At 69.0% G+C, this 23,499-nt stretch carries 20 protein-coding genes; 12 read left to right on the top strand and 8 right to left on the bottom strand.

What is annotated here, in order from left to right; genetic code table 11:
* On the top strand, positions 1-483 hold a 483-nt coding region (locus tag AAF604_16955), incomplete at its 5' end, for a DDE-type integrase/transposase/recombinase (GenBank protein MEM7051363.1).
* A 32-nt stretch (positions 484-515) separates the two neighbouring features.
* On the opposite strand, the gene AAF604_16950 is transcribed toward AAF604_16955, so the two are convergent.
* The 3 genes from AAF604_16950 to AAF604_16940 all read right to left on the bottom strand — a co-directional run bounded on the left by AAF604_16950 (position 516) and on the right by AAF604_16940 (position 4,479).
* On the bottom strand, positions 516-1,256 hold the full coding sequence (locus AAF604_16950; protein ID MEM7051362.1) for a type 1 glutamine amidotransferase: 741 nt from the start codon (positions 1,254-1,256) through the stop codon (positions 516-518).
* 45 nt (positions 1,257-1,301) lie between these two features.
* Positions 1,302-1,715 (bottom strand): hypothetical protein, encoded by a 414-nt coding sequence (locus AAF604_16945; GenBank protein ID MEM7051361.1) that lies wholly within the window; start codon positions 1,713-1,715, stop codon positions 1,302-1,304.
* A gap of 142 nt (positions 1,716-1,857) precedes the next feature.
* Positions 1,858-4,479 (bottom strand): C25 family cysteine peptidase, encoded by a 2,622-nt coding sequence (locus tag AAF604_16940; GenBank protein MEM7051360.1) that lies wholly within the window; start codon positions 4,477-4,479, stop codon positions 1,858-1,860.
* 306 nt (positions 4,480-4,785) lie between these two features.
* Between AAF604_16940 and AAF604_16935 the strand changes: the two genes are divergently transcribed.
* From AAF604_16935 to AAF604_16910, 6 genes are all read left to right on the top strand, one after another.
* The gene (locus AAF604_16935) at positions 4,786-5,370 is read left to right on the top strand and encodes a hypothetical protein (GenBank protein ID MEM7051359.1); all 585 of its coding nucleotides are present in this window, start codon (positions 4,786-4,788) and stop codon (positions 5,368-5,370) included.
* 88 nt (positions 5,371-5,458) lie between these two features.
* Positions 5,459-6,082, top strand: a complete 624-nt coding sequence (locus tag AAF604_16930) for a hypothetical protein (GenBank protein MEM7051358.1) — start codon at positions 5,459-5,461, stop codon at positions 6,080-6,082.
* 214 nt (positions 6,083-6,296) lie between these two features.
* Positions 6,297-7,727 carry a DUF1573 domain-containing protein gene (locus tag AAF604_16925; protein MEM7051357.1) on the top strand — a complete coding sequence of 477 codons (1,431 nt, stop codon included), beginning with the start codon at positions 6,297-6,299 and terminating at the stop codon, positions 7,725-7,727.
* Positions 7,727-9,823: a sulfatase-like hydrolase/transferase gene (locus AAF604_16920; protein ID MEM7051356.1), complete on the top strand. Its 2,097-nt coding sequence runs from the start codon at positions 7,727-7,729 to the stop codon at positions 9,821-9,823. Before AAF604_16925 ends, AAF604_16920 begins: the two co-directional genes overlap by 1 nt.
* Before the next feature lie 5 nt (positions 9,824-9,828).
* Entirely contained in the window at positions 9,829-11,247 is a 1,419-nt protein-coding gene (locus AAF604_16915) for a sulfatase (GenBank protein ID MEM7051355.1), read from the top strand.
* Positions 11,248-11,432: 185 nt separating this feature from the next.
* Positions 11,433-12,119 carry a helix-turn-helix transcriptional regulator gene (locus tag AAF604_16910; GenBank protein MEM7051354.1) on the top strand — a complete coding sequence of 229 codons (687 nt, stop codon included), beginning with the start codon at positions 11,433-11,435 and terminating at the stop codon, positions 12,117-12,119.
* Positions 12,120-12,192: 73 nt separating this feature from the next.
* Here AAF604_16910 and AAF604_16905 read toward each other — a convergent pair whose 3' ends face one another.
* The 4 genes from AAF604_16905 to AAF604_16890 all read right to left on the bottom strand — a co-directional run bounded on the left by AAF604_16905 (position 12,193) and on the right by AAF604_16890 (position 17,295).
* Positions 12,193-13,350: a DUF2062 domain-containing protein gene (locus tag AAF604_16905; protein MEM7051353.1), complete on the bottom strand. Its 1,158-nt coding sequence runs from the start codon at positions 13,348-13,350 to the stop codon at positions 12,193-12,195.
* A 7-nt stretch (positions 13,351-13,357) separates the two neighbouring features.
* Positions 13,358-14,929, bottom strand: a complete 1,572-nt coding sequence (locus AAF604_16900; GenBank protein MEM7051352.1) for an NAD(P)/FAD-dependent oxidoreductase — start codon at positions 14,927-14,929, stop codon at positions 13,358-13,360.
* Positions 14,930-15,032: 103 nt separating this feature from the next.
* Positions 15,033-15,869, bottom strand: a complete 837-nt coding sequence (locus AAF604_16895; GenBank protein MEM7051351.1) for a polysaccharide deacetylase family protein — start codon at positions 15,867-15,869, stop codon at positions 15,033-15,035.
* Positions 15,870-15,876: 7 nt separating this feature from the next.
* Positions 15,877-17,295, bottom strand: coding sequence for a fatty acid--CoA ligase family protein (locus AAF604_16890; GenBank protein MEM7051350.1), 1,419 nt, complete (start codon positions 17,293-17,295; stop codon positions 15,877-15,879).
* Positions 17,296-17,604: 309 nt separating this feature from the next.
* Between AAF604_16890 and AAF604_16885 the strand changes: the two genes are divergently transcribed.
* From AAF604_16885 to fabG, 5 genes are read left to right on the top strand one after another with little or no spacing between them, the layout of a single operon-like run.
* Complete coding sequence (locus AAF604_16885) at positions 17,605-17,880, top strand: phosphopantetheine-binding protein (protein ID MEM7051349.1); 276 nt, start codon at positions 17,605-17,607, stop codon at positions 17,878-17,880.
* Positions 17,877-19,085: a beta-ketoacyl-[acyl-carrier-protein] synthase family protein gene (locus tag AAF604_16880; GenBank protein MEM7051348.1), complete on the top strand. Its 1,209-nt coding sequence runs from the start codon at positions 17,877-17,879 to the stop codon at positions 19,083-19,085. Before AAF604_16885 ends, AAF604_16880 begins: the two co-directional genes overlap by 4 nt.
* Positions 19,082-20,299: a beta-ketoacyl synthase N-terminal-like domain-containing protein gene (locus AAF604_16875; GenBank protein MEM7051347.1), complete on the top strand. Its 1,218-nt coding sequence runs from the start codon at positions 19,082-19,084 to the stop codon at positions 20,297-20,299. The genes AAF604_16880 and AAF604_16875 overlap by 4 nt, the downstream gene beginning before the upstream one ends.
* On the top strand, positions 20,296-20,991 hold the full coding sequence (locus AAF604_16870) for a glycosyltransferase family 2 protein (GenBank protein ID MEM7051346.1): 696 nt from the start codon (positions 20,296-20,298) through the stop codon (positions 20,989-20,991). Before AAF604_16875 ends, AAF604_16870 begins: the two co-directional genes overlap by 4 nt.
* Positions 20,967-21,695 carry a 3-oxoacyl-ACP reductase FabG gene (gene fabG / locus AAF604_16865; protein ID MEM7051345.1) on the top strand — a complete coding sequence of 243 codons (729 nt, stop codon included), beginning with the start codon at positions 20,967-20,969 and terminating at the stop codon, positions 21,693-21,695. Before AAF604_16870 ends, fabG begins: the two co-directional genes overlap by 25 nt.
* On the opposite strand, the gene AAF604_16860 is transcribed toward fabG, so the two are convergent.
* On the bottom strand, positions 21,692-23,437 hold the full coding sequence (locus AAF604_16860; protein MEM7051344.1) for a VWA domain-containing protein: 1,746 nt from the start codon (positions 23,435-23,437) through the stop codon (positions 21,692-21,694). The genes fabG and AAF604_16860 overlap by 4 nt on opposite strands.
* Positions 23,438-23,499: the final 62 nt, after the last annotated feature.

The raw sequence follows: 23,499 nt of genomic DNA, 5'->3' as shown, positions 1-23,499 counted from the left end.
GTGGGGTGGTCGGTGCGAAACCGGCTCGATGAGCACCTGACCCTCGAGGCCCTCCGGCGGGCGGTGGAGTCTCGTCGCCCGTCCGCGGGCCTCATCCATCACACAGACCGAGGAGCTCCGTACTGCGGGGCGCAGTACCAGAAAGCGCTGTCGTCCGCGGGGCTCGAGCCGAGCATGAGCCGGACCGGCGACTGTCTCGACAACGCCATGGCCGAGAGCTGGGTCAAGACCCTCAAGGCCGAGCTGGGCCGCGAGTTTGCGGGACAGAGCCTGGCTCAACAGAAGCTCTTCGAATACATCGAGGGCTTCTACAACACGCGCAGGCTGCACTCGGCTCTCGGCTATCTCAGCCCCGCTGAAGTCGAACGCCAAGCCGCGCGGACCGCCCCCGGTCACCTCCGGGGGGCGGTGGCCACGGCCGCGGACGCCACCACTGCCACCGCGATTAAACTGCCCGCTGAGAAAGAGAAATCTCTAGGCTGATAAACGTCTACAAGATCGGGGCAGGTCCACCTTTAGCCCCCCTGCGAAATCGGGAACACCAGGTCCATGAAGGCGCGCAGAAGGGTGTTGGCCTCGGGACTGGGGTGGAAGCTGGCGAGGGCTTCTTCGCGCTCTTCGCGGCTCATGGCGGCGGCGTAGCCTTCGAGGTAGCGCTCGAAGCGCCGTCGGTTTTCATCGCCGTCGAGCTCGGGGTGGAACTGGCTGGCCCAGATGGCTTGGCCGGGCACCCGGAATCCCTGCTGGGGACAGAGCTCGCTGGAGGCCAGGTTGACGTAGCCGGAAGGCAGCTCGACGGCGCGATCTTTGCGCCCCATCTGCGCCCGGAAACGCGCTGGGAGCTGGCGGAAGAGCGGATCGTCCTGGCCGGCGGTGGTCAGCTCGAGGGTCTTGGTACCGACTTCGAGGCTTTCCGGATCGTGCACGATCTTGCCGCCGAGAGCCTCGACCAGGCACTGGTAGCCGAAGCACGAAGCGAAGGTCGGATGGCCGACGGCGGTGATGTCGCGCAGCAGGTCGAAGAGCCGCTCTTGGTGCGGAAGGTGACCTTTCGAGACGTAGAACTCGCCGCTGCCGCCGATCAGCAAGAGATCGAAGGAACGCACCCGCGCCAGGCTGGGGGGGCCGGTGAGGAGATCGTGGCACTCGAGCCGGTGTTCCGGCAGGCCGCTGTAGTCGGCGAAGGAGCGAGCCTCGCGCGGGCGCGCTGGATCGTCTTGATGACGGGCTTGCAGGAGCAGGGCGCGTGGGCTCATGGCGACGAGCTTAGCAATGGCGCATCGGCGAGGGGCGCCGAGCGGCTATTTGGCAGGGGCTCGGCGGACGCCCGTGAAGCGGCGTCGCTCGCCGCTCATCGAGATGCTCTCAATGTAATAGAAGTAATCCTTGCCGAGCTCGATGGTGTCGTCGATGAACTCGTAGGACGACGGCAGATCGGTGGTCCCAGCGCCCTCGAGGGGCTGTTCGGTGATGCGCTCGAAGGGGCCGTCCGGGGACTCCGATCGGTAGATGTCGTAGCCGAAGTTGTCGACCTCGCTGGCGGTGCTCCAAGCGATGCGGTTGGCGTCCGGTAGTACCGGAGGCGCCGAGCCTTCGGCAGCGGCCGAGGGCGGTTCGGGAGTATCCGCCGGAGCGGTCGCTTGGTCATCGGACGGCGGAGCGCAAGCGAGCAGGCCTGAAAGGGCGACGATGGGGACGAAGTACCGAATCTTCATGAAGGCCATCTCCAGAGACCTCGTTCAGGGAGGTGGTGGTCTCGAGGGTGGGTCGAAGCGAGCCGGAAGAGTAGCAGATCGAAGCCCTTCGGTGGCCTCTGGGAGCTTGCTCTCGGGGGCGCCGATGGCGGCGCGAGGGGGGTCAGCGCTCGCCGCTGCGCTGCGCCGCCAGGCGCCGCGGGGACGCCTTGGTGGAGAGGGCGAGGTGGCCGGCTCCGTCCCTGCCGGCGGCGCGATCCCAGGCGTAGACGCGCACCGCCGTGGGCCGGCTCGAGGGCGGTGCTTCGCGCTCGCCGTAGACCGCCATGGCTCCAGCGCCGGAGAGCGGCAGCTCTTCTTCCGCCAGCACCGTGCCGTCGTCAGCGAGCCACTCGACCAGGACCGAGCTGTCGCTACCGAAACGATCGATCAGCACCGCCGGACGGGCGTCCGCGAGGGTGACCGCCTCGCGCAGCTCGATCTGGCTGCTCGGCAGGGGAGTCGGCAGCGCCGGGTCCCCCAGCAGGTTGTACTGCTCGATGAAGTCGCGACTGTGGCTGCGCCGCTTCGCCGCCACGATGGCCTCGCCAATGGTGTCGTGGCGGGTGAACTCGAGCAGCAGGCTCCAGCTCATCTTGAAGGTGGGGGAATTGCGCGCGCTGGCGGCGACCACGGCCGCGGCGCCGCGGTCTTCGAGGCGCAAGAACTTCTCGCCGATGGAGTCGACGTTGGGATGATCGAAGGGTGCCGAGTAGCAACTCATGCTGAGCAGAACCGGTAGCCGGTCCCGCGGCGCGAGTTGATCGAGGTCGTCGAGGGTGAAGAGATCCCTCCGACTTTCTTCTTCCCCCATGCCGGTGCGCCAGATGCTGCGACCGCCGTGGCCGAAGAAGTGCACCAACGAGGGCTGGCCATCGAAGGCGGCGAGCAGCCGCTCGCGACGCTCTTCTGGTGAGGCGTCACTGGACTCCGGACGAATCTCTTTTGTGGTGAAGCCGCGGCTGGTGGCGATGCGCACCAGGCGATCGGTGGTGGTGCCGAGGATCGGATTGCCGTCGCTGATCCACAGGACATCACGCTTGGCGCGATGGAGCGGCGGCGCCTCGAGCTGGCGCAGGGTCTTTTCGACGATCGCTTCGACTTCTTCGGGATCGGCGACGGGCCAGCGCCCGATGGCCATCTCCGGCCGCCGGTCGTCGTCTGCGACGTCGACGAACCAGTTGTCCGTGGCGGCGTGGCCGAGGAGGGTGGGATAGCTCCAGGTGGGGATCAGGTTGCGGCGGTTCTGAAACGGTTTGTCGGCGTAGACCTGGTCGCGGTTGGTTCCCAGGATGATGCCGCGGCCGGGAGCATAGGGAGCACGCGCGTAGTTGCCGCGCAAGACGACATCGTTCTTGGTGTCCCAGCTGGCGTCACCGACAAGGAGCACGAAACGCGGCTGCGGGCGCTGCCAGCGGCGATGCGCCCAGGCGAGGAAGTCGCGCAGCGCCTGCGGGTGCGGGATGCCGTCGCCAAACTCGTCGTAGACGCGCTCGATGTTGACCACTTCGACCCGCAGGCCGCGCCGGCGATGGGCCTCCGCCAGCGGCAGGACGGCGCGTCGCAAGCGCGGGTGGACGACGATGATGTAGTCGGCACCGAGCTGATTGCGGCGCAGCTTCGGCGGTGCCGCGGGGCGCACCGAGGTCGGGCGCAGGGCGTCGCCGGCGGTGGCGAAGAAGGACTCGCCGACGGCGGCCGAGAAGACTTCTCCTCCGGCCGGCAGCAGGACGCGACCGCCGGTGACGGGCCAGAGGGCGAGCTCGACCTCGGGACGGCCCCGGAGCTGGACGAGACCACCGCCATCGTGGCTCAGGCGGTGGCCGGGATCGCCGACGGCGGAGTCCACTGGGTACTCGAGATGCACCCAGTCGAGGACCGCGACGTCGACCAATCGATCACCGTCCGGCTGCTGCGGGTCGCGCGGTCGCGCGGGTACCTCGAAGCGCAGCTCGAGGCCGTTGGCGACCTCTGCCGAGAGCTCCACCGGCAGTCGGACTTGGTGGCCCCGAGGCGAGTTGTTCCAGCTCGTGCGCAGCAGGCGCCGGTCTTCGAGCCAGATGTCGAGGACGTGATCGGGCTCCTCCGGCCGCGGCCGGTCGGCGAGCTGAGACCAACCCCGAAGGCGCACTTCGAGAGCGATCAGCTGGTCCCCTTGGCGGGCGAGGTGGGGCAGCTCGAGCTCAGTGCGGAAGGGCTCCGGGTCGATGTGGCTGAGGCGCTGCCAGTACCAGACTTCGGTGCTGTGCTGACTCTCGTTGGGGAAGCGCAGGAAGACCTTCTCGTCCTCGAAGTGGGCCGGTGAGCGCAGGGCCGATGGGGTTGCGGGGGTTGCGGCCGTGGCGCGGCGCGTCACGAGCTGTGGCGAGGGCTCCCGGCTTTGGCGCAGCCAGTAGACGTTGTGGGTCGACCAGCCATGATGGTAGCGATCCTCGCCACCCAAACGCTCGGCGAGGAACTCGAAGTAGTCTCCCGGACCGAAACGACCGTCGCCGCCGTCCACCAGGTGAATCGGCACCGGATTGCCGCGGTGGCTGAGGCGGAGAGCCCGGGAGCTCCAGAAGGCCGGCTCCATGCGCAGGTCTTCGAAGGCGATGCGGTGAACGCCAGCAGCTTGCGTCTCGATCTTGAAGGCCGGGCTGTCAGGCTGGTCGCCGGGTGCTGCCGCGCCGTCCGCCAGGAGATGGCTGCAGGCACACGCCACGATCAGCGCGAGGACGACGGGGAACGAGCGTTTGAGGAGCACGGCGAACTCGGGGGAGTAACGAGAAGATGCCGCCACGTTAGCACGAGAAGAGGTTTCTCCCACTGCTCCGGAAGGGCTGGCCCGCCGGCCTCGAAAGCTCCTGTCATGGAGGCTCGCAAACCTCCTCGCGGGGTGCAGGATTTCGGACTGGTCGTGGCTTGTCACCCTGTGGTAAAGTGCGCGCCATCGAGACGAAGAGTATTCTCGGGTGGGTACCGGGGCTTTCGAGTGCCCATCTGTGATCCGGTCGTCCAGCTATTCATGCGAAACGACGCACTGCAACGGCGAGGGGTGATTTGTAGAGGAGTGTCCTCTGCTGCAGCCCTGATTGTGGCCCTGTTCCTGGCTCCGGCGCTTCTGGCGACCGTCGAGCCGACGGGCGACGGTTTGCCGAACGGGCGTCTTGCTCTTCCCGCGAGCGATCTCTCCGACGGCGCTTCCCCGCTCTGGGATCGCGTTGCGCTGCCGGACTACTCCCCCTCCGAGCTCACCTGGCGTGCCCGCATCGACGAGGAAGGCGGTTTCTTCCGCGTCTACCGCGCCGGCGCCCACGGCGAGCCTGCTCTGGTGACGGAGATCGCCGCCCATCCGGGCTCGGATGTCTATCGGTTCCGCGATACGGCCTGCTTCGAAGGCCGGTGTGTCTACGAGCTGGCCTATGTGCTGCCCTCGGGACAAGAATTCAGTCTCGGCGCGGTGCGCCGAGATGGCGTGAGAAGTCACGACGAGGGAGCGCCGAGCTCGATTGGGTTCGCGCTTGTTCTCTTGCCGATGGCGATTCCCGGAGTCTTTCTCGGACCGGCCAACGATCGTCGCGTCGACGTTTCCGTCGATGGCTGCGAGCGTCCCCGGCGAGAGCCCCGGGTTCCCCCCCCGAATGCGTCGGTCTAGAACCGATCCGATCGCAGTTTCTGTTTAAGCATCAACCGCTTTATTTCTGAGCTCGCTGTGGAGCTCGAACTCTAGGAGGAAGAGACTGATGAAGCTCAAGTACATCGCTATGGTGGTCGCCGTTCTGATGGTTGCCATGGGGGTCTACGCGGACCTCTACTACGATTCGAAGGCCGACTACCGCAACGGTATCGTCGCTGGTGAGACCCCTCCCGCTGGTACCGATGATTGCTCGTCTCCGACGGTGATCCCGGGTGTCGGCCCCGGCGGTATGTTCAGTGACGGTGGCACCACCGTTGGCAACACCGACACGGTCGGCACCGTGCCGATCGGCTGCAACGGCAACTACACCACCGTGGCCGGTCCGGACGAGATCTACACCTTCACCACCGGCGGCGGCAACAACGCCACCTTCACGGTGACCACGTCCGACGCCAACTACGACCCGTCGATCTACATCCTCACCACCTGTAACGACGGCACCTCCTGCGTCGCCGGCTCCGACGACTGCTTTGCCGCCAACGCCGGTGGCAACCCCTGTGGCGCCGTCTCCGACGAGACCATCGGACCGGTGGCCCTCGCCGGTGCCACGCAGCACTTCTTCTATGTCGATTCCTTCTACGCCGTCGGTGGCACCCGCGACGACGGTCCGTACAACCTGACCATCACCGGCCCGCTGCCGGTCGAGCTGATCGAGTTCACCATCGAGTAACTCGTTCTTTCCGTCAGGAATTGAAACCACCCCCGCTGGCCGGGGGTGGTTTTGTTTTGGAGTAGACTTTCCCCGCCTGGCGAGAATCTCCCAGGAATGACTGCAAGTTTCGGACGCAAGGATTCCCAGCGCCTGACAGCCCACTTCCGGCGGCGGATGACGGGCTATCGTTCGGGTCCTTGCCAAATCTCCACCAACGCAGACGAGGACAGCGATGGCACGTTGGCTCATCTCGACCACCCTTTTCGCCCTGCTCTGGGTTCCCGCGGCCTCCGCTCAGCTCCAGTTCGACGAGCGGGTCGCCAACCTCGGCGAGGTCTTTCAGTTCCAGGACGTCGAACACGTCTTCGGCTTCGTCAATCGCTCGGCCGAGGCGGTGACGATCAAGGAGACGGAGGCGATCCTTCGAACCGGCAGCGTCACGGCGGTTCCCGAGCAGGTGGCGCCTGGCGAGAGGGGAGAGATCCGGGTGCGCCAACCGGTGGGAGATCGCCTCGGCCAAACCGCCTTTCGTTTCGCCGTTCGCACCGATGACGGGGCGACTCCCGAGATCAAGCTGTTGCTCGAGGGCTTCGTGCACTCGGCCTACTGGCCGGAAGCCGGGCGCGTGGTTTTCGGCGATGTGCTGCGTCAACAGGGCGCTGTCCGGGAGTTCGTCCTCACCAGTCGCGAGGCCGACGATCTCGGCTCGATTGCGGTGGCCCAGGGCCCCGAGTTCGTCGAGATTCGCGAGCTCGGCCCGACGGCCGGAGGCCAGGGTCGGCGACTGTCGGTGCGCTTGACTCCGGAGGTGCCGCTCGGCTTTGTCGCCGGCAAGATCGAGCTGCGGACCGGGGTCGCGGCGCAGTCGAGCTATCTCTTGGAGTATCGCGCGACGGTCTACGGGGACATCGTGCCGAGTGAGAATCCCGCCAACCTCGGATTGCTCCGCATCGGCGAGCCGATGACCAAGGAGATCGTTTTTCGAGCTCAGAACGGCGGCGAGGTCGAGCTCGAACGGATCGAGCCCGCGACCGTTCGCGGCCTGCAGACGAAGGTCTCCGAGTGTCCTGGAGAGGAATCCTGCCAGCGCCTGGAGCTGACCTGGGAGCCACCCCAAGTCGGTGAGCTGCGGGGCACCCTCGACCTTTACTTCGCGGGTCAACAAGAGCCGATGCCGCTGACCTATTCGGGGATCGTCGCGAGCAAGACGGCGGTGGTGCACGACATTGGAGCGCTCACCGATCAACCGATTCGAATCGAGGGGCGCAAGCATCTGAAACCCTCGGCCAAGCTGCCGAAGAAGCCCCCGGAGAGCAGCGCGCCACCTGGACCCGCTCCGACGGTGCCGACACCGACGGCGGCCCCAGCGGATGCCCCAGCGGAATCCGCCGAAGCGAGCGCTCGCTTGGCCTGGTCGGTGCGCAAGCAGGATCACATCTTCGGCTACTTCGTCTATCGCTCGCTGGACCCCGAAGGGCCGTTCCGGCGGGTGAGCGACGAGATGGTGAAGGCCCTGCCGGGACCCGGCAACGTCGGCCGCTACGAGTTCGTCGACCGCGAGGTCGAAGCCGGGCAGACCTACTACTACTTCATCGACTTGGTCACCCGTAGCGGGCTCAAGGAGCGGCTCTCCGGCGTCTTGTCGAAGACCGTCGGGGGGTGATGCCGGAAGCCCGCCGAGGGGCGCTGCGGCGGGGCAACCTCTGTCGCCTCGCCGGTGGCATCGTCAGCGCCTCGCTGCTGGCCCTGCTCGTCACCGCCTGTGGGCCGGGTGCCGTGGGGCTGGACGAGCAGCCCGACGTTCTCTTGATCACCGTCGACACGCTGCGTCCGGACGCCCTCGGCTGGGTTGCCGGGCAGAACGAGACGCCGGTCCTCGACCGCCTGGCCGCGGAAGGTTTTCGCTTCCCGGCGGCGGTGGCGCCGGTGCCGCTGACGCTGCCGTCTCATCTCTCCATGTTCACCGGTCTCTATCCTCGCCGCCACGGGGTGCGCGACAACGGTCAGGTCTTCGCCGGCGGCGCCGAAACTCTGGCGGAGCGTCTCCAGGGGCTCGGTTACCGCACCGCGGGCTTCGTCAGTGGCTACCCACTGCGCGCCCTCTTCGGGGCCGACCGGGGTTTCGACCATTACGACGACCGCCTGCCGGTGGGGGAGGAAGGCTGGGTCGAGCGGCCGGCGCCGCAGACCGTCGATGCGGCCCTCGATTGGGTCCGGGGCGTCGAGTCACCGTGGTTTCTGTGGCTCCACTTTTATGACCCCCACGACCCCTATGACCCGCCTCCGGAGCTGGTCAAGGAAGGCCCTCGCGGGCGCTATCACGGCGAGGTGGCATTGGTCGATCGAGCCATCGGTCGCCTGCTCGCCGAGCTGCCCGAAGGCGACCGGCTGACGGTCTTCGCCGCCGACCACGGCGAGAGCCTGGGGCAGCACCGTGAGCAGACCCACGGCTTCTTCATCTACGACGCCACCATGCTGGTGCCGATGGTGTTTCACGGTCCCAGCCGGGTGGCGGCTGGCGAAAGCCAGGCTCCGGCTCGCCTGGTGGACGTCGCTCCGACCCTGCTCGATCTGCTCGGCCTCGCCGCCTTCGAGGACAGCGACGGAGTCAGCCTGCGGGCGACCCTGGAGGGCCGCGAGCAGGAGATTCCGCCGGCCTACCTCGAGAGTCGTCAACCCTGGATCACCTATGGATGGGCGCCCCTCGCCGCCGTGCGGACCGCCGATTGGAAGCTGGTTTGGGCGCCGCGTCCGGAGCTCTACCAGCTCACCGAGGATCCTGCGGAAGCCAACGATCGCAGCGCTGAGGACGAGTCGGTTTTGCGTCGCATGCGGGCGATCCAGCGGGAGATCGAAGGCCGCGCGGTGGTCGGTTCCTCGGCCGCCGCCGACGGCGAGGCCCTCGCCGCGCTGCGGGCCCTGGGCTATCTGGGAAGTGGCGGCAGCGACGACGAGCCGCCCCCGGGCCTCGACGATCCCAAGGACCGCAACCGCGAGCGCAACCAGTTGATCGCCGCCGAGGTGGCCCTGCGCCGGGCCGACTTCGCCGCCGCCCGCGCCATCTTCGAGGATGTTCTGGAGGGCGATCCGGACAACCGGTTCGCCGTCCTGCGCAGCGGCATCGCCGCCCTCAAGGCGGGCGATCCGGCGGCCGCCGTGCCCTTCCTCGAACGGGCGGTGCGGCTCGATCCGGACCAGCCGGAAGCGCGCTATGCGCTGGCCGATTCCCTGACCCGCCTCGGCGAGCTCGAGCGCGCCGAAGAGCAGTGGATGGAGACCATCCGGCTGCAGCCGCGGCGGGTGGCGGCCTGGGCCAATTTGGGGACCACCATCGGACGCCGGGGCGATCTCGAACGGGCCATCGGGGCGTTTCGTCGCGCCGCCGAGCTCGATCCCGGCAACGGCCGCTTGTGGAGTAATTTGGCGGCGGCCGAGCAGGGGGTCGGCCGGCCGGCCGCCGCCCTCGAGCATCTGCTGAAGGCGGCGGAGGTCTGGGAGGGCGAGTTCCCGCAGCGGGCGGGTCTCGGCGTCATGCTCTACGATGCGGGCCGCAAGGCCGAGGCCCGGCGCTGGCTGATGGCGGCCCGGCCCGGTGACACGGGATTCGTGCAGGCTCGACTGCGGCTCGCCATCACCGCCCTCGAAGAGGGCGATGCGGCGGCGGCGGCGGCCTTCGTCTCGGAGGCCGAGGCGGTGGCGCCTGGGCTGCGACAGCGACTGCGCACCGATCGCCGCTTCGCCGCGCTGTTCGCTTCATGATGGCGATGGCACCTGGCGATCGGCGGCGATCCCGCAGGGCCCGCGGTGGATTGCCGGGTTGGGCTTCGCCTTGGCGACCGTTGCTGCTCGTCTTGGCGTTGACGCTCGCCGCCTGTGCACCGCCGCCTCCCCGCGGCAACGTCATCCTGATCACCATCGACACATTGCGTGCCGACCACCTGTCGGCCTACGGTTATGGCCTGGCGACCTCGCCCCGCCTCGCCGCCCTGGCCGAGCAAGGTTTGCTGTTCGAAAACGCCTTCTCGGCCTCGTCCTGCACGGCGCCGTCCCACGCCTCGCTGTTCACCGGCAGGCTGCCGAGCTTCCATACGGTGGGAGCCTTCAACAGCAAGTTCGTGCTCGAGCCGGAGGAGGTGACCCTGGCGGAGCTGCTGCAGGATCGCGGCATCGCCACCGCGGCGGTGGTGAGCAATCCGGTGCTTGCCCGCCGGCTCGGCCTCGACCAAGGGTTCGCCTCCTACGATGACCAGATGAGCGGCCGAGAGCGCAATCGCGAGGTGGTCGAGCAAGGGGTCGACGAGGCGCTGGCGAAGGCTCGAGCGGTGCTCGCCGAGCTCGACGAACCGTTCTTCTTCTGGCTCCACCTGCAGGACCCTCACGGTCCCTACGACCCGCCGCCGGCGGCTCCCGAGCTCGCCACGCGGCCGATCGAGCCGCCGGAGCTGCCGGTCGGGGAGGACCACTCCGGCTTCGGGGCCTTGCCGCGCTATCAGGTGTTGGGGGACGAGCGGCGCACCAGCGAGTACGTGCGGCGCTACGATCGTGAGATCGCCTATCTCGATCGCCGCCTCGGAGACTGGCTCGACGAGCTTCGCGGCACACCCGGTGGGGCGCGAACTCGTCTGATGGTGACGTCGGACCACGGCGAGGCCCTGGGGGAGGACGGTTTCTTCTTCGCCCACGGCCATTCGGTGGGTCTCGACCAGGTCCAGGTGCCCCTGATCATGGTCGGAGAGGGCCTGCCGGCCGGCCGGCGCATCGCCGAACCGGTCTCGAACGTCGGCCTGTTCGCGTCGGTTCTCGACTTTTTCGACATCGCGGCTCCGGAGGGCGCTCCGCCGCCGCCGGAACGGCAGCCCGAGGTCCCGGTGTTCGTCGAGAGCCTGGGACAGGTCGGCGTCGCCTGGCAAGGCAGCTTCCTGCGCCGCGACCGCTTGCCTGCGGATCACTCCGCCTGGCAGGAGCCGAATCCGACCACCGGAGGCTTCTGGAAACCCTTGGGCAGGGAGAGCCTGTCCTTGGGCGGCTTGCCGGTGGCGGCGCCTTCGGCCGACGACTTGTTGACCGCCTTCCTGCGTCGAGCCCGGGCCGGCATGAAGGATGCGGCCGAACGGCGCCACACCGAGTTGCCCCAAGACCCGGAAGAGATCCGTCGCTTGCGGGCCCTCGGCTACGCCAACTGAGGCTCGTTCTCGGTCTCCGGGTCGGGAGCTGTTTCGGCAGGCGTGAAGAGGGTCGAAAAGTCGCGCAGATTCACCTGGCATTCCTGGAATGACTTCCCGAGACTGACGGCGGATTCGAGGTCATCCGCCGGCGGTCGGGGGAACCGGCCGAAGGCGAAATCGCAAGCAAGAGGAGGTTTCCAACCATGAGATTCGGTGACTTGCTGAAGCGGGCACGGGAAGCGCGAGAGTGGACCCAACCGGAGGCCGCCGGCCGGATCGGCATCGAGCAGTCCTACCTTTCGAAGCTGGAGACGGGACGTTCCTATCCCTCGGAGGAGGTCTTCGAACGCTTGCTCGCGACCTACGAGCTGGACGTGGCGGAGCTCGGCCGTGAGGTGAGCTCGGAGGAGCTCGCGAAGCTGCGCGAGATCCGCCAGGTGCGGTCGGCGGTTCTCGGGAGCCACCGCCGTCGGCGCTCGCGTTCGCGGGCCTGGATGGTGGCGGCGCTGGTCTGCTTGATGGGCGGGGCGGCTTGCCTCGGCGTTTCGCTGGTGGGGGATCGCGATCAGCGCCTCTTCCATTACCGCAGCAGTGGCGTCCTGCAGCCGGGCGAGGAGCTCAGTACCTTCGACCTGCTCGAGCGGCCGAAAAGACCAGCGGAGGATACCGAGGTGAGGCGCGCCCTGATGCTCCGTCTCGATCCCGTCGATCTCGTCCTGAAGGACTACCGGGGCGCCGATTTCATCGAGAACGTCGAGGGCGGCCGCCGCTTCTACCAGCTCTATGCCGATCGCGAGGTCCAGTCCTTTCTCGATTGGTTTCGAGTCCCGGCCTTGCTGCTCTTGGCCGGAAGCGTCGGCTGCTTCGTGATCGCCTTCCGGTGGCAGTGATGAGGCGTCTCTCTTGGGGTGGGGCGATCCGATGGCCTTTCGGACCGGGCGAATATCGCCATCGCTTCCGGCTTCAGCCAGCGACGGTCGGCGGCCGGCGGGCGACCAGCAGGATATTCGAGTAGGGAGTGCCGGTGGCCATTGGATGATCGGCGAGGCAGTCGAGGCCGGCGCCGGTGAGTAGCTGACGCCAGCCGTCGGCGGAGCGGTAGTGGAAGCGTTGACGCCAGTGACCGCGAGCCAACGCGGCGAGGCGCTCGGCGATGCGAGTGCACAGGAAACGCAGCCCGCCGTCGGCGTCGGCCTCGCGCAAAATGAGCAGGCCGGCGGGAGCGAGGGCCGCGGCGACACTCGCGACCAGCCGGCGTTGGCCGTCCGCCGGCAGATAGTGGAGGACATCGAACAGCAGGGCTCCTTCGGTCGGCGGAAACTTCGCTGCGGTGAGATCGACGGCCGCTCCGGCGTGCTCTTCGCCGAGAGCTTGACGGGCGGCGGCGAGGGCCTTCGGGTTGCGCTCGAAGGCCACCACTTCGACCACCGGCGGCGGCGACCAGTCGCTCGGGTAGCGGCCCTCGGCGGCCATCTCCCGGGCGGTTCGCAGCAAGGCCGAGACGATGCCGCGTCCGCTGCCGAGATCGAGCAGACGGCCGCTGCGGGGCAAGATCCCGCGGCGCAGCAGGGCGAAGTAGAGGGGATCCCAGCGCAGCTTGCCGCGCACGAACTCCCAGTCGAAGATGCCGGCTCCCAGGTAGAGCCGTGAGGTCCGTTCCCGCAGCTCGTCGGTGAACCCTGGCGAGCGCCAGCGGCGGGCGATCACGAAGGCGATCGCTCCGAGAACGACTGCCAGAACCAGACCGAGTGCCAGACTGCCGACGGCGAGATGGCTGCCGATGGCGCCGAGGCTGGGAATCTGGGCCGGGCGCAGGTCTGGCCAGCTGCCCTCGATCAAGCGGTGGCCGAGGGCGAGCTCGAGGGAGACCAGGAAGGGGCCCGAAAGGGGGTTGTTGATGTGAGCGGCGAGGTAGGTGCGCAGGCGACTCAGGCGCAGGAGCCGGGCGACTCCGAAACACAGGGCGAGGTGCAGGCCATAGAGGGGCAGGCAGCCGATGAAGACGCCGAGGGCAACGGATGCTCCTTTGTTCGGTGCGCTGCCGCCCTCGGTGCGGAGCTGAAAGTGCATCTCCGCCAGGGCGCGACCGAAGCGCCGCCGGCGCCGGGAGCGGCTCGACAAAGCGAAGTCAGGAGGTGGCTTGGTGTGGGACCGGGGCCGAGAGGTCGAGGCCGCCGCGGCGCAGGCGGTAGAACAGGTACTGGGCTTCGGCGCGCCACCAGAGGCCCAGACCTTGGCGCAGCATGCCGAGGGCTCCGAGCTTGAGGCCCGGGGTCTTGGCGTAGAGCCGCCAGCCGACGTTGCGCTTGCCGTAGGTCCCGATGCGGCGCCGGAAGCGCGCCAGCCGCACCAGCCGTCGGTTGTAGCCGGCGAGGATGCGGTAGGCCACCGTGGCCTGCGGAATCGGGAGACCGAACAGGGGGTTGGCGAGAGCCTCGACATCGTCGTGAATCGGGCTCACGACACCCATGTAGTAGAGCGCCGTGTCGAGCAGGAAGGCGGCGCCGGTGAGCTCGGCGTCCCCCATCAGCTCGTACTTGCCGAGGTAGAGGGCCGACAGCCAGCGGTCGTAGGAGCGCAGGAAGTTGGCGTTGTGGGCCTCCACGCGCTCGCCCAGGGCCTCGCCCGCGAGTCGTCCCGCGAGGTCGTCTTCGATCAGCCGCGCGGTGGCGTAGACCGAGATGGCGGCATGATCGAGGCCGGGGCTGTAATACGGATCCATGAAGGAGGCGGCGTCACCGACCAGGGCCCAGCCGCGGTCGATGTAGCGGCTGGTGGCGTAGGGGAGATGGCTGTAGGAGTGGAAATCGTCCTCGCAGATCTCGCCTTCCGCCAGCAGCTCCCGCAGACCGGCCTGCTGGCGCACGAATGACTCATAGCGCTGTCGCAGATCACCGTCGCCGGCGAGGGTGAAGAGCTCTTTGTTGTAGACCAGACCGACACTGGTCTCGCCGCCGCCGAGGGGGATCGTCCAGCACCACCAGCCGTAGCCGCAGAAGTGGTTGGTAGCCAGCCGGCGGGCGGTCGACAGCTCCGGTAGCTGGGGTTGCCGGGGATCGCTGCCGCGGGCCGCCAGGCCATCGAAATCGGCGACGCCTCGCCAGCGGCCCCAGACGGCGGCCGTCGGATGCTCCTCGACGCGCTGCCGCAGGCGCTGCCGGCGAGCGATGAACTGATGACGGCCGGAAGCATCGACCACCCAGCGGGCGGTGACGGTGCGTTCTCCGGCGGCACTGTCAACGACGATGGTCGAGACCGGCCAGCCGTGCTCGACGGCCTTGACGCGGGCCGGGCGCAGGATCTCCGCACCGCCTTCGGCGGCGTGCTCGAGGATGGTCTCGTCGAGCTTCGAGCGGTCGAGCTGGAACGTCGGCAGCAGCGGCAAGCGGGCAGAGCCGACCTCCGCCATCTCGCCCAGCGGCCGATCGGTGCGATCGCTGAACCAGTAGCGCAGGCCGTGCTTCGGCAGGTGCTCCCGCGAGAGCACGTCGTAGAGGCCGAGAACGCGGTGGAGGAAGAAGGCCGAGACCTCGACGGTGGCCTCGCCGACCTTGCGTCCGAAGCGCTCCTGGGACTCCACCACCAGCACCCGGGCCGTGGGGTGGAGGCGCCGCAACAGGCCGCTGAAGGCGCCACCGGCGAAGGCGCCGCCGATGACGACGACGTCGTAGTCGGTGGTCTGTGGCGAGGATTCGGTCACGTCGAGAGGCTCGATCGATGGGCCGGCTCGGTAGGGCCGACGGTGGCCGTGGAGCGAACCTGGTATCGGTTCGGGAGAGGCCTGAGAGCTGCGACCTCTGCCCCTAATCTACCGTCCGCCCGGTCGCCGGGCAAGTTGGCAGGGCGACCGACCGCAGCCCTCGCCGCTCGAGCTCGGCGAGAAGCGGGGGAAGAACCTCGAGAATCGGGAGGGGCTGCGGGCGTCCGTTGGGGCGACCATCGTGGAGCAGCAGGATGTCGCCGGCGGCGAGATCCCGGAGCAGCCGGGCGAGCACCCGCTCGGGACTCGACGTCGTGGTGTCGAAGGGGCGCCGGGTCCAGCTCACGAGCTGCAGGGAGCGGCGGTGTAGCAGTGGCTCGAGCCAGGGACCGCGCAGGCCGGCGGGGGCGCGAAAGTGTGTCGGCGCCTCGCCGGTGAGCTGCGTGATCAGCTGCTGAGTCCGATCGATCTCGTCGCCGATGCGGCGCGGCCCGAAGAGGGAAAAGGCGTTCGAGTGCCGGTAGGTGTGGTTGCCCAGCCGGTGGCCGCGGCGATGGATCTCGCGCACCAGATCCGGATGTCGCTGGGCGCGACGGCCGATGACGAAGAAGGTCGCCCGAAAGCCGGCGTCGTCGAGCAGGTCGAGCACCCGCGGCGTGACCTGCGGGTCGGGTCCGTCGTCGAAGGTCAGGGCGACGGCTCCGGTGACCGGGGGCAAGCGGCGCAGATTGGGGCCCAGCAGGCGGCTCCGGGGCCACAGGCCGGCGGCGATGGCGATGGCGTGGTCGGCGACCACGGCGCCGGCTGCCCAGCGCGCCAGGCCCGGTTTCCAGAGGGTGGCGGCGAGGGCGCCGAGGTGAAGCAGGGCGCTGGCCTGCAGAAAGGGGCTCGGCCGCCAGCGCCGGCGGGATCGTTCCGGCCGGCTCCCGCTGCCGTTCATCGTGAGGTCAGGCGGAGATCAGGCGGCCGAGGGCGGCGCGGTCGACCTTGCCGCGGGGGGTGCGCGGCAGTCGATCGAGCAGCACCACGCTGCGCGGACGCTTGTGGTCGGCGAGGCGGCCGCGGCACCAGTCGAGGACCTCGCGGCGGGACAGGCTGCCGGGGGGACAGGCGATGACCGCCCGGATCACCGGTTCCTGGCGTTCCGGGCAACGGATCGCCAACACCTCCACCTCCTCGATCGCCGGGTGGTCCGTCAGGACGCGCTGCACTTCGCGCGGATTCACCTTCTTGCCGCGGACGTTGATGATGTCGTCGAGGCGGCTCACCAGCAGCAGCTCGCCGTGGCGGTTCCAGCGGCCGAGATCCTGGGTGCGGAAGCAGCCATCGGCGAGGCGGGGGTCCGCCATCGGCAGATAGGTGTCGGCGACGGCGGGCGAGCGCACGATCACCCGTCCAGCGCCGCAGGAGGAGTCTTCGGTGAGCTCTTCGAGCTCGACCCGGGCGCCCTCGACGGGGGTGCCGACGGTGCCCCGCTCGGCGCCGCCGCCTTCGCGATCGTAGGTGATGCCGCCGGACTCGCTGGAGCCGTAGAAGACGTGGACCGGCTGGCCGAAACGCTCGCGGAAGCGGCCCGCGGTGTCCGCCCGCAGCAGCGCGCCGGCGCTCAGGACGAGGCGCAGCGTCGGCGGCGTCGGCGGCGGATCGGCGAGGCGGGTGAGGGCCGAGAGAAAGGCCGGAACGGTGGGGAAAACGGTCGCTTCGAGCCGCTGGGCGGCGGAGATCGGGCCGAACGGGCCGCCGCTCTCGGGCACGATCAAGGGCAGGCCGCGAACCAGGCAGGGGATCACCAGGCTCGACAGGCCATAGGAGTGGGAGAACGGGATATTGGCCAGCAGGCGATCCTCGGCAGCGATGCCCATGGTGCGGATCAAGGCCGCGTCATCGGCCAGCAGCGCTTCCGCCGAGGCGGCGATGCCGCGGGCCGAGCCGGTGGTGCCGGAGGTCAGCTTGATGACCCCGCCCGGAGCGATCGATCGGGTCGCCGGGAGAGCCTCCGGGAAGGCTTCCAGGCGCCAGTCCTCAGGGCCGTCGGGCCATCCCTTCGCGCAGCTCAGGAAGGCATAGGCGCCGATGTCGCGAGCCACTCGGCAGCGCTCGACGGAGGGCGTGCGATGGTCGAACAGCACCGCCGTCGCGCCGGCCCGGGCGAGGGCCAGCAGCGAGGCCAGAAAGGCCGGGCCGTTGGGTGCCAGAAGGCCGATGATGGCGCCCGGAGGCAGCACCTCCAGGGGGCGGGCTGCGGCGCGGGCCAGGGCGTCGACCTGCTCGGCCGTGGCGCGCCGGCCGGGCGAGAGCACCAGCGCCCGCGTCGGCTGTTTGGAGACCAGGCGGTCGAACGCCTGGACCAGTGGATTCCCTCTCATGTCTCCCGCTCGCAAATCGGAAAGAAACAACCCCATCTGCTCTATAATACTGGCTTTCGCCGTGGGGCCCGCGGCGGCCGCCTTTCTCAGGTCGGTCCGGGGACTCCACGGGCTCCGAGCTGCATGGTCGCGAATCTCTTGTGGCAGGTTGATGACTGGTCGAGCGATCTCGAGCCCGGCGGATACCGGTGCCGTCAACGCCCCCTTCACGGGTGGCCGGCGCCACCGGCGCCCCGCTCGAAGCGCGTTGCAGGCTTGGTTCGGAGTCATTCAGGGCGCTGCGCGAGCAGCCACCCTCGGAGGTCAGAGATGGCGGATACCATCCTTCAAGTCAAGCAGTTGATTATCGATAGCCTGAATCTCGAGGGCATGACGCCGGACATGATCGGTGACGACGACGTGCTCTTCGGGGAAGGCCTGGGGCTCGACTCGGTCGATGCCCTCGAGCTGGTCGTCGCGATGGAGAAAGCCTACGGGATCAAGATTCGGAGTGACGAGATGGACCCGGAGGCCTTCGCTTCCTGCCGGCGTTTGGCGGACTTCGTGGAAGAGCGTAAAGCCGCGGCCGGTGCCGCTCCCGCATGAGCTCACCGTCGGTCGCCGTCACCGGATTGGGCGCCGTTTCGGCCTTTGGCTGGGGCGTCGAGCCGCTGTGGCGCGGCCTGTGCTCCGGCGACTGCGCTCTCGGCCCCTTCGATCGCTTCGAGCACAGCGCCTACGCCACTCACCTCGCTGGCCAGGTGCCGCCGGCGCCGGCGGAGCTGGCGGCGAAGGTGGCCGACTGGCGACGCTTGGCCTGGGCCGACCGCTTCGCCTTGGCGGCGTCCCTCGAGGCCACTGCCGGTGGTCTGCCGCAGGGCACCGTCGGGGCTTTTTTCGCCAGCAGCACCGGTGGCATGCTCGAAGGCGAGAAGTTCTACGGCGGCCTCGAGCGCTTCGCGGGTGAGGGCTCCGACCAGCCGGGAATCGCCTGGCTCGTCTCCCAGCAGGTGAGCAGCCCGGCCGAGAACGTCGCCCGGACCCTCGGTCTGCAGGGACCCGTCGAGACCGTATCGTCGGCCTGCGCTTCCGGAACCCTCGCCCTCGGCCTGGCCCTCGACGCCCTGCGCAGCGGCGAAGTCGATGCCGCCCTCGTCGGCGGTGCCGATTCCCTCTGCCGCACCACCTACAGCGGCTTCAACAGCCTGCGCTCCGTCGACGAGCGGCCCTGTCGGCCGTTTCGCGATGATCGGGCCGGCCTTTCCATCGGAGAAGGGGGAGCGGCGCTCCTGCTCGAGCCCCTCGAGTCGGCCCGTCGGCGCGACGTCGAGATCCTGGCGCTGCTCGCCGGCAGCGGAGCGAGCAGCGACTCCCATCACATGACGGCGCCGCAGCCCGAGGGCGAGGGCGCCGCTCGAGCGCTGCGCCGAGCGATCGCCGATGCCGGTCTCGAGGCCGACGATCTTTCCTTCGTCAATGCCCACGGCACCGGCACGCCGCACAACGACGCTGCCGAGTGGCGCGCCCTCGAAGCCATTCTGGGAAGCGCTGCCGAGACCCTTCCGGTGACCTCGTCGAAGGCCTGCGTCGGTCACCTGCTGGGTTCGGCGGGCTGCCTCGAGGCGGTGGCGACGGTGCTCGGCCTAGTCCATGGCAAGGTCCATCCGACGCCCGGCGACGGGGCCGTCGATCCGGCGCTGCCGGTCGCCCTGGTGACCGGTGAGGCGCGCGCCGTCGCTGGCCGGCACGCGGTTTCGCTCAACCTCGCCTTCGGGGGCTGCAATGCCGCGGCGGTGTTCTCCCGCCCATGAGCTCGGCGCCACCTTCTATCGTCATCACCGGGATGGGGGTACTGAGTGCCGAGGGCGTCGGCCGGGCACCCCTCGCCGCCGCCCTGGCGGCGGGCCGGGGAAGTCGCCGGCCGATGGAACCCTTCGCGGGACTGCCACCTCGCGATGGCGCCGCGACTCTCGCCGGCCGGTTGCCGACGGTCCCTTTTCAGCAGTGGATTCCGCCCCTCGTCGGTCGGCGCATGAGCCCGCCCTCGCGCTTCGCCGTCACCGCCGCTCGCCTGGCCCTCGACGAAGCCGGCTACGACCTCCCGGAGACGCCCGATCGCGACACCGGCGTGGTGTCGGCGACGGCCTTCGGCCCGATGTCCTTCACCGAGCGGCTCCTCGACCAGGTGTTCGGCGAGGGGCCGGCGGCGGCGTCGCCCTTCCTCTTCACCGAGTGCGTCGCCAACGCACCGGCGGCGCAAATCTCGATCCAGTGCCGCCTGGCCGGTCCCAACCTCACCGTTTGTCAGCGTGAGGCCAGCCCCCTGCTGATGATGGCGCGGGGCGCCGGTGAGCTGCGCGCCGGCCGCGCCGGGCGCATGGTGGTGGCGGCGGTGGAAGAGATGACGCCCCTGATCTTCGCCGTCCTCGACCGCTTCCGCGCCCTCGCCCGGCCGTGCGACGGAGTGGAGGAGGCTCGCCCCTTCGATCGCCGTCGCAATGGCTTCATCGCCAGCGAGGGAGCCACGGTTCTGGTGCTCGAGCCGGAGGAGCGCGCCGGTGAGCGTGGTCGCCTGCGGCTGGCGGCCTGGGGAAGCGCATTTGACGGCACCGCCGGCCGCAGCGGCTGGGGCCGCGGCGACGCGTTGCTGGCGACGCAGATCCGGCGTGGCCTGGAGCGCTTCGGTCTCTCGCCCGGGGATCTCGATCTGGTGATCTCGGGGGCTTCCGGTTCGCGTGCCGGCGACCGCCTCGAAGGTGCGGTCCTTCGCCGGCTGGCGGTGCCGGGACCGGTGCTGGCCCCCAAGGGGGTCACCGGAGAGTACGGCGGCGCATTCCTGGCGGCCGCGGTGCTCGCCATGGAGGGCTGCCCCTGCGGACCGACGGCAGGCTTCCGCGAGGTCGATCCGGCGATCGCCTTGGTGCCCCACGACGGCTCGCCGCTGGCGTCGCCGCGGCGCGCCTTGGTGACCTCCTTCGCTGCCGGCGGCGCGGTCTCCTGGCTGGTGCTGGAGGCGCTGCGATGAAGGTCGCGGCGATCATTCCGGCCTACCAGGCGGCGGCCAGCGTCGGGCCGGTGGTGACCGGTAGCCGTGAGATTCTCGAGCGTGTGGTGGTGGTCGACGACGGCTCCACCGATGGCACCGGCGAGGTCGCCGCGGCGGCCGGCGCCGAAGTCCTGCGCCACCAGCGCAATCTGGGCAAGGGGCGCGCCCTGCAGACCGCCTTCGGCGCCCTCTTCGGGCGTGGCTGCGACGCGGTGGTGACGCTCGATGCGGATGGTCAGCACCTGCCGAGCGAGATTCCTCGTTTGCTGGCGGCGGCGGAAGAGGGCGTCGGCATGGTGATCGGCAGCCGCGATCATCTCTTCGCTCAGATGAGCCGCCTGCGCAAGGCCAGCAACCGCTGCTCGTCGAGCCTGATCTCGATCCTGGCGGGCCGGCGGTTCTGCGATATTCAGAGCGGCTTTCGGCTCTACTCGCGGTCGCTGATCGAAGCCACCGGCTTTCCCGAGCCGCGCTTCGAGGCCGAGAGCGCGGTGGTGGTGCGGGCCGCCCGTCTTGGCCTGACGGTGGTGTCGGTGCCGGTTCGGTTGGGATTTGCGGATGGTCGCTCGACCAGCCACTATCGTCCTCTGATCGACAGCTTGAGAATTGCGCGCGCGGTGGTCGGTGCGCGCCTGGAGGGAGCGCGATGGCGTCAGCGACGGTCCTCGTAACGGGCGGTAGCCGAGGCATTGGCCGAGCGGTGGTCGAGACGCTGCTGGCGGCCGATCACGCGGTGGCCTTCACCTATCGCAGCGGCGAGGCCGAGGCTCGCCGGATCGAGTCCGAGAGCGCCGGTCGGGCTCGCGCCTTCGCCTGCGACCTGCGCGATCGCCGCCGGCCGGAGGATCTGGTCGACGAGGTGGTCGCCGCCCTCGGTCCGGTCGATGCCCTGGTCAACAACGCCGGCGTCGCCCACGAAGGACTCCTCGCCATGACCTCCGACGACGACTGGGATCGCGTCATCGACACCAATCTCGGCGGCGCTTTCCGCTTCTGCCGGGCGGTGCTGCGCGGCATGATGGTGCGGCGCCGCGGCGCGATCGTCAACGTGTCGTCCCTCGGTGCCCTGCGCGGGGTCGCCGGCCAGGCCGTCTACGCCGCCTCCAAGGCCGGCTTGCTGGCGATGACGCGGGCCCTGTCCCGCGAGGTCGGGCGGCGTGGCGTGCGGGTCAACGCGGTCGTACCGGGCTACGTCGCCACCGACATGACCGCGGCGCTACCAGAAGCGGTGGTCGAGCATCTGCGCCAGGGCGAAAGCCTGAAGGCCGGCGTCGATGCGGCGGCGGTGGCGCGGGCGGTGGCCTTCTTGCTGTCCGACGACGCGGCGTCGATCACCGGGCAGACCCTGGTCATCGACGCCGGCGCTTCGGCCTAACGTCCTTTCTTGGCTTTCGGGGGCCGTTCGACCAGCACCTTGCGCTGGACGAAGGACTCCTCGCCGGAGAGCTCGTCCCAAACGCCGACGGCGATCTTCGGTTTGCCGGAGAGGAGCTCGAGGCGGGCGAGATAGCCGACATCGGTCTGGCGGGCCTTCTCCAGCATCTCGGTGGGGATCGACACCGGGTAGGGATGCTGGTGGAGATCCGAGACGCCACCCTTCTCGTCCTTGACCACGACGTAGATCTGCAGCCGCCCTTCCTGGGTGTCGCCGTTCGGCAGCAGGGTCACCTGGCGCATCGGAATGCGCACCAGCACCGGCAGCAGGTAGCGGTTGCGGTCGTGCAGCTCCGGCTCGCCGGTCTCGACCTCGATGCCCAGTGGATTGCTCTCGAGGTCGAGTAGCAGCGACGACAGGGTGCGGTCGGCGACCTTCTCCGTTTGCGGCTTGTCGATGTAGCCGGTGCGATGGCGAACTCGCAGGTCCGGGCGCTTCACCCGCACCTGAATCTTGTGGTACTTGCCGTCGCCGCCGCGCGGCGAGTTGTAGCCCAGGGAGTAGTAGGTGTCGAAGTCGGCCGCCATCCGCGCCAGGCCGTCACCGAAGTTGTTGGTGTTGATCACCGAAGCGCCACCGGTGGCCTCGGCCAGCTCGATCATCGGCTCGCGCAGGTTGTTGGCGCGCAGGGCATCGAGAGTGACGCGGCCGCTGTCGCCGACACCGGTGTCGATCTGGTTGAGGTCGGCGGAAAGACCGCTGCCGCCGCCACTGCCGCCGGCGTCGAGGGCGTAGAGGGTGACCTGGTGAGCGTTGGCTTCGCGGGTGACGCGCTCGAAGAGGGGGGCCTCGTCGTCCCGGATGGCTTCGAGGGCGGGGTCGATTCCGACTCCCGAAACCGAAGCGCTGCGCAGGGCCGCTGCGCCGGTGATGTCGAGCAGGTACTGGTAGGCCTCCTCTCCGGGCCGTTGCGGCAAGCCGTTGCTGACGTACAACAGCGCCTTGCGGCCCGGCAGGCCGGCGAGGGAGCGCACCACCTTTTCGATCGACTCGGTGACCTTGCGGGTGTCGCTCTGTACCGACTGCACATAGCTGCGGACGAAGCCATGGGCGGTTCGAATGTTCGCCGCCGCCGCTTGCGGATCACCACCGTCGGCGAACAGCGTCATGGAGCGGAAGGCTTGGCGCCGCTGGGCGTCGATCATCGGTCCGTAGGCGGCTTCCTTGCTCATCTTGCCGAGGCCACGCAGCAGGCGCTGGTGGTCCTGGGTGAAGGGCTCGACGATCTCCAGCGAGCGGGCGAAGCCGACCAGCATGATCTTGTCGCCCTCGATCAGGCGATCCTCGATGAACCCTTCGAGCTCTTCCAGGATCTGGCGCCGCGAGGCGGGGTAGATGTGGGCGTGGTCCATGAAGATGGCGAGGTGGAGCTGCTGATCCGGCGGAATTTCCCGCCGCGGCTGGGGCATGGCTCGGCGGCCGGGCTCCGGCGCCGGAGCGAAGGCGTCCTGGTAGGAGACCGAGTAGAAGTTGCTGATCTCCACCGCACGACCGTCTTCGAGAATCTCGAAGTCTTCTTGAGAAAGGCCGGCGACGCGGTTGCCATCGCGGTCGGTCACGAAGACCTCGACGTTGACCACGTTGACATCGACCTGGTCGATGAAGAGCTCGTTCTGAGCCGCAGCCGGGAGAGCGGCGATGGCGATCAGGGCCAGGAGGGGACGCAAGTAGCGAGGAACCATGGAAGCCTCCGTCGTTGAATTTCCCGCTGATTCTATCGTCCCGCCGAGATCGCAGCGGCGAA

The organism is Acidobacteriota bacterium (genome assembly GCA_039028635.1).
Lineage (GTDB): Bacteria > Acidobacteriota > Thermoanaerobaculia > Multivoradales > JBCCEF01 > JBCCEF01.
This window is presented reverse-complemented; position numbering and strand designations above follow the sequence as displayed.

Bases quoted from the DNA above. Each gene is read 5' to 3' on its own strand.
- AAF604_16920 (MEM7051356.1), top strand. From the start codon at position 7,727: ATGCCGGAAGCCCGCCGAGGGGCGCTGCGGCGGGGCAACCTCTGTCGC.
- AAF604_16945 (MEM7051361.1), bottom strand. From the start codon at position 1,715: ATGAAGATTCGGTACTTCGTCCCCATCGTCGCCCTTTCAGGCCTGCTC.
- AAF604_16860 (MEM7051344.1), bottom strand. From the start codon at position 23,437: ATGGTTCCTCGCTACTTGCGTCCCCTCCTGGCCCTGATCGCCATCGCC.
- AAF604_16890 (MEM7051350.1), bottom strand. From the start codon at position 17,295: ATGAGAGGGAATCCACTGGTCCAGGCGTTCGACCGCCTGGTCTCCAAA.
- AAF604_16950 (MEM7051362.1), bottom strand. From the start codon at position 1,256: ATGAGCCCACGCGCCCTGCTCCTGCAAGCCCGTCATCAAGACGATCCA.
- AAF604_16910 (MEM7051354.1), top strand. From the start codon at position 11,433: ATGAGATTCGGTGACTTGCTGAAGCGGGCACGGGAAGCGCGAGAGTGG.
- AAF604_16930 (MEM7051358.1), top strand. From the start codon at position 5,459: ATGAAGCTCAAGTACATCGCTATGGTGGTCGCCGTTCTGATGGTTGCC.
- fabG (MEM7051345.1), top strand. From the start codon at position 20,967: ATGGCGTCAGCGACGGTCCTCGTAACGGGCGGTAGCCGAGGCATTGGC.
- AAF604_16925 (MEM7051357.1), top strand. From the start codon at position 6,297: ATGGCACGTTGGCTCATCTCGACCACCCTTTTCGCCCTGCTCTGGGTT.
- AAF604_16880 (MEM7051348.1), top strand. From the start codon at position 17,877: ATGAGCTCACCGTCGGTCGCCGTCACCGGATTGGGCGCCGTTTCGGCC.
- AAF604_16870 (MEM7051346.1), top strand. From the start codon at position 20,296: ATGAAGGTCGCGGCGATCATTCCGGCCTACCAGGCGGCGGCCAGCGTC.
- AAF604_16895 (MEM7051351.1), bottom strand. From the start codon at position 15,869: ATGAACGGCAGCGGGAGCCGGCCGGAACGATCCCGCCGGCGCTGGCGG.
- AAF604_16885 (MEM7051349.1), top strand. From the start codon at position 17,605: ATGGCGGATACCATCCTTCAAGTCAAGCAGTTGATTATCGATAGCCTG.
- AAF604_16915 (MEM7051355.1), top strand. From the start codon at position 9,829: ATGGCACCTGGCGATCGGCGGCGATCCCGCAGGGCCCGCGGTGGATTG.
- AAF604_16875 (MEM7051347.1), top strand. From the start codon at position 19,082: ATGAGCTCGGCGCCACCTTCTATCGTCATCACCGGGATGGGGGTACTG.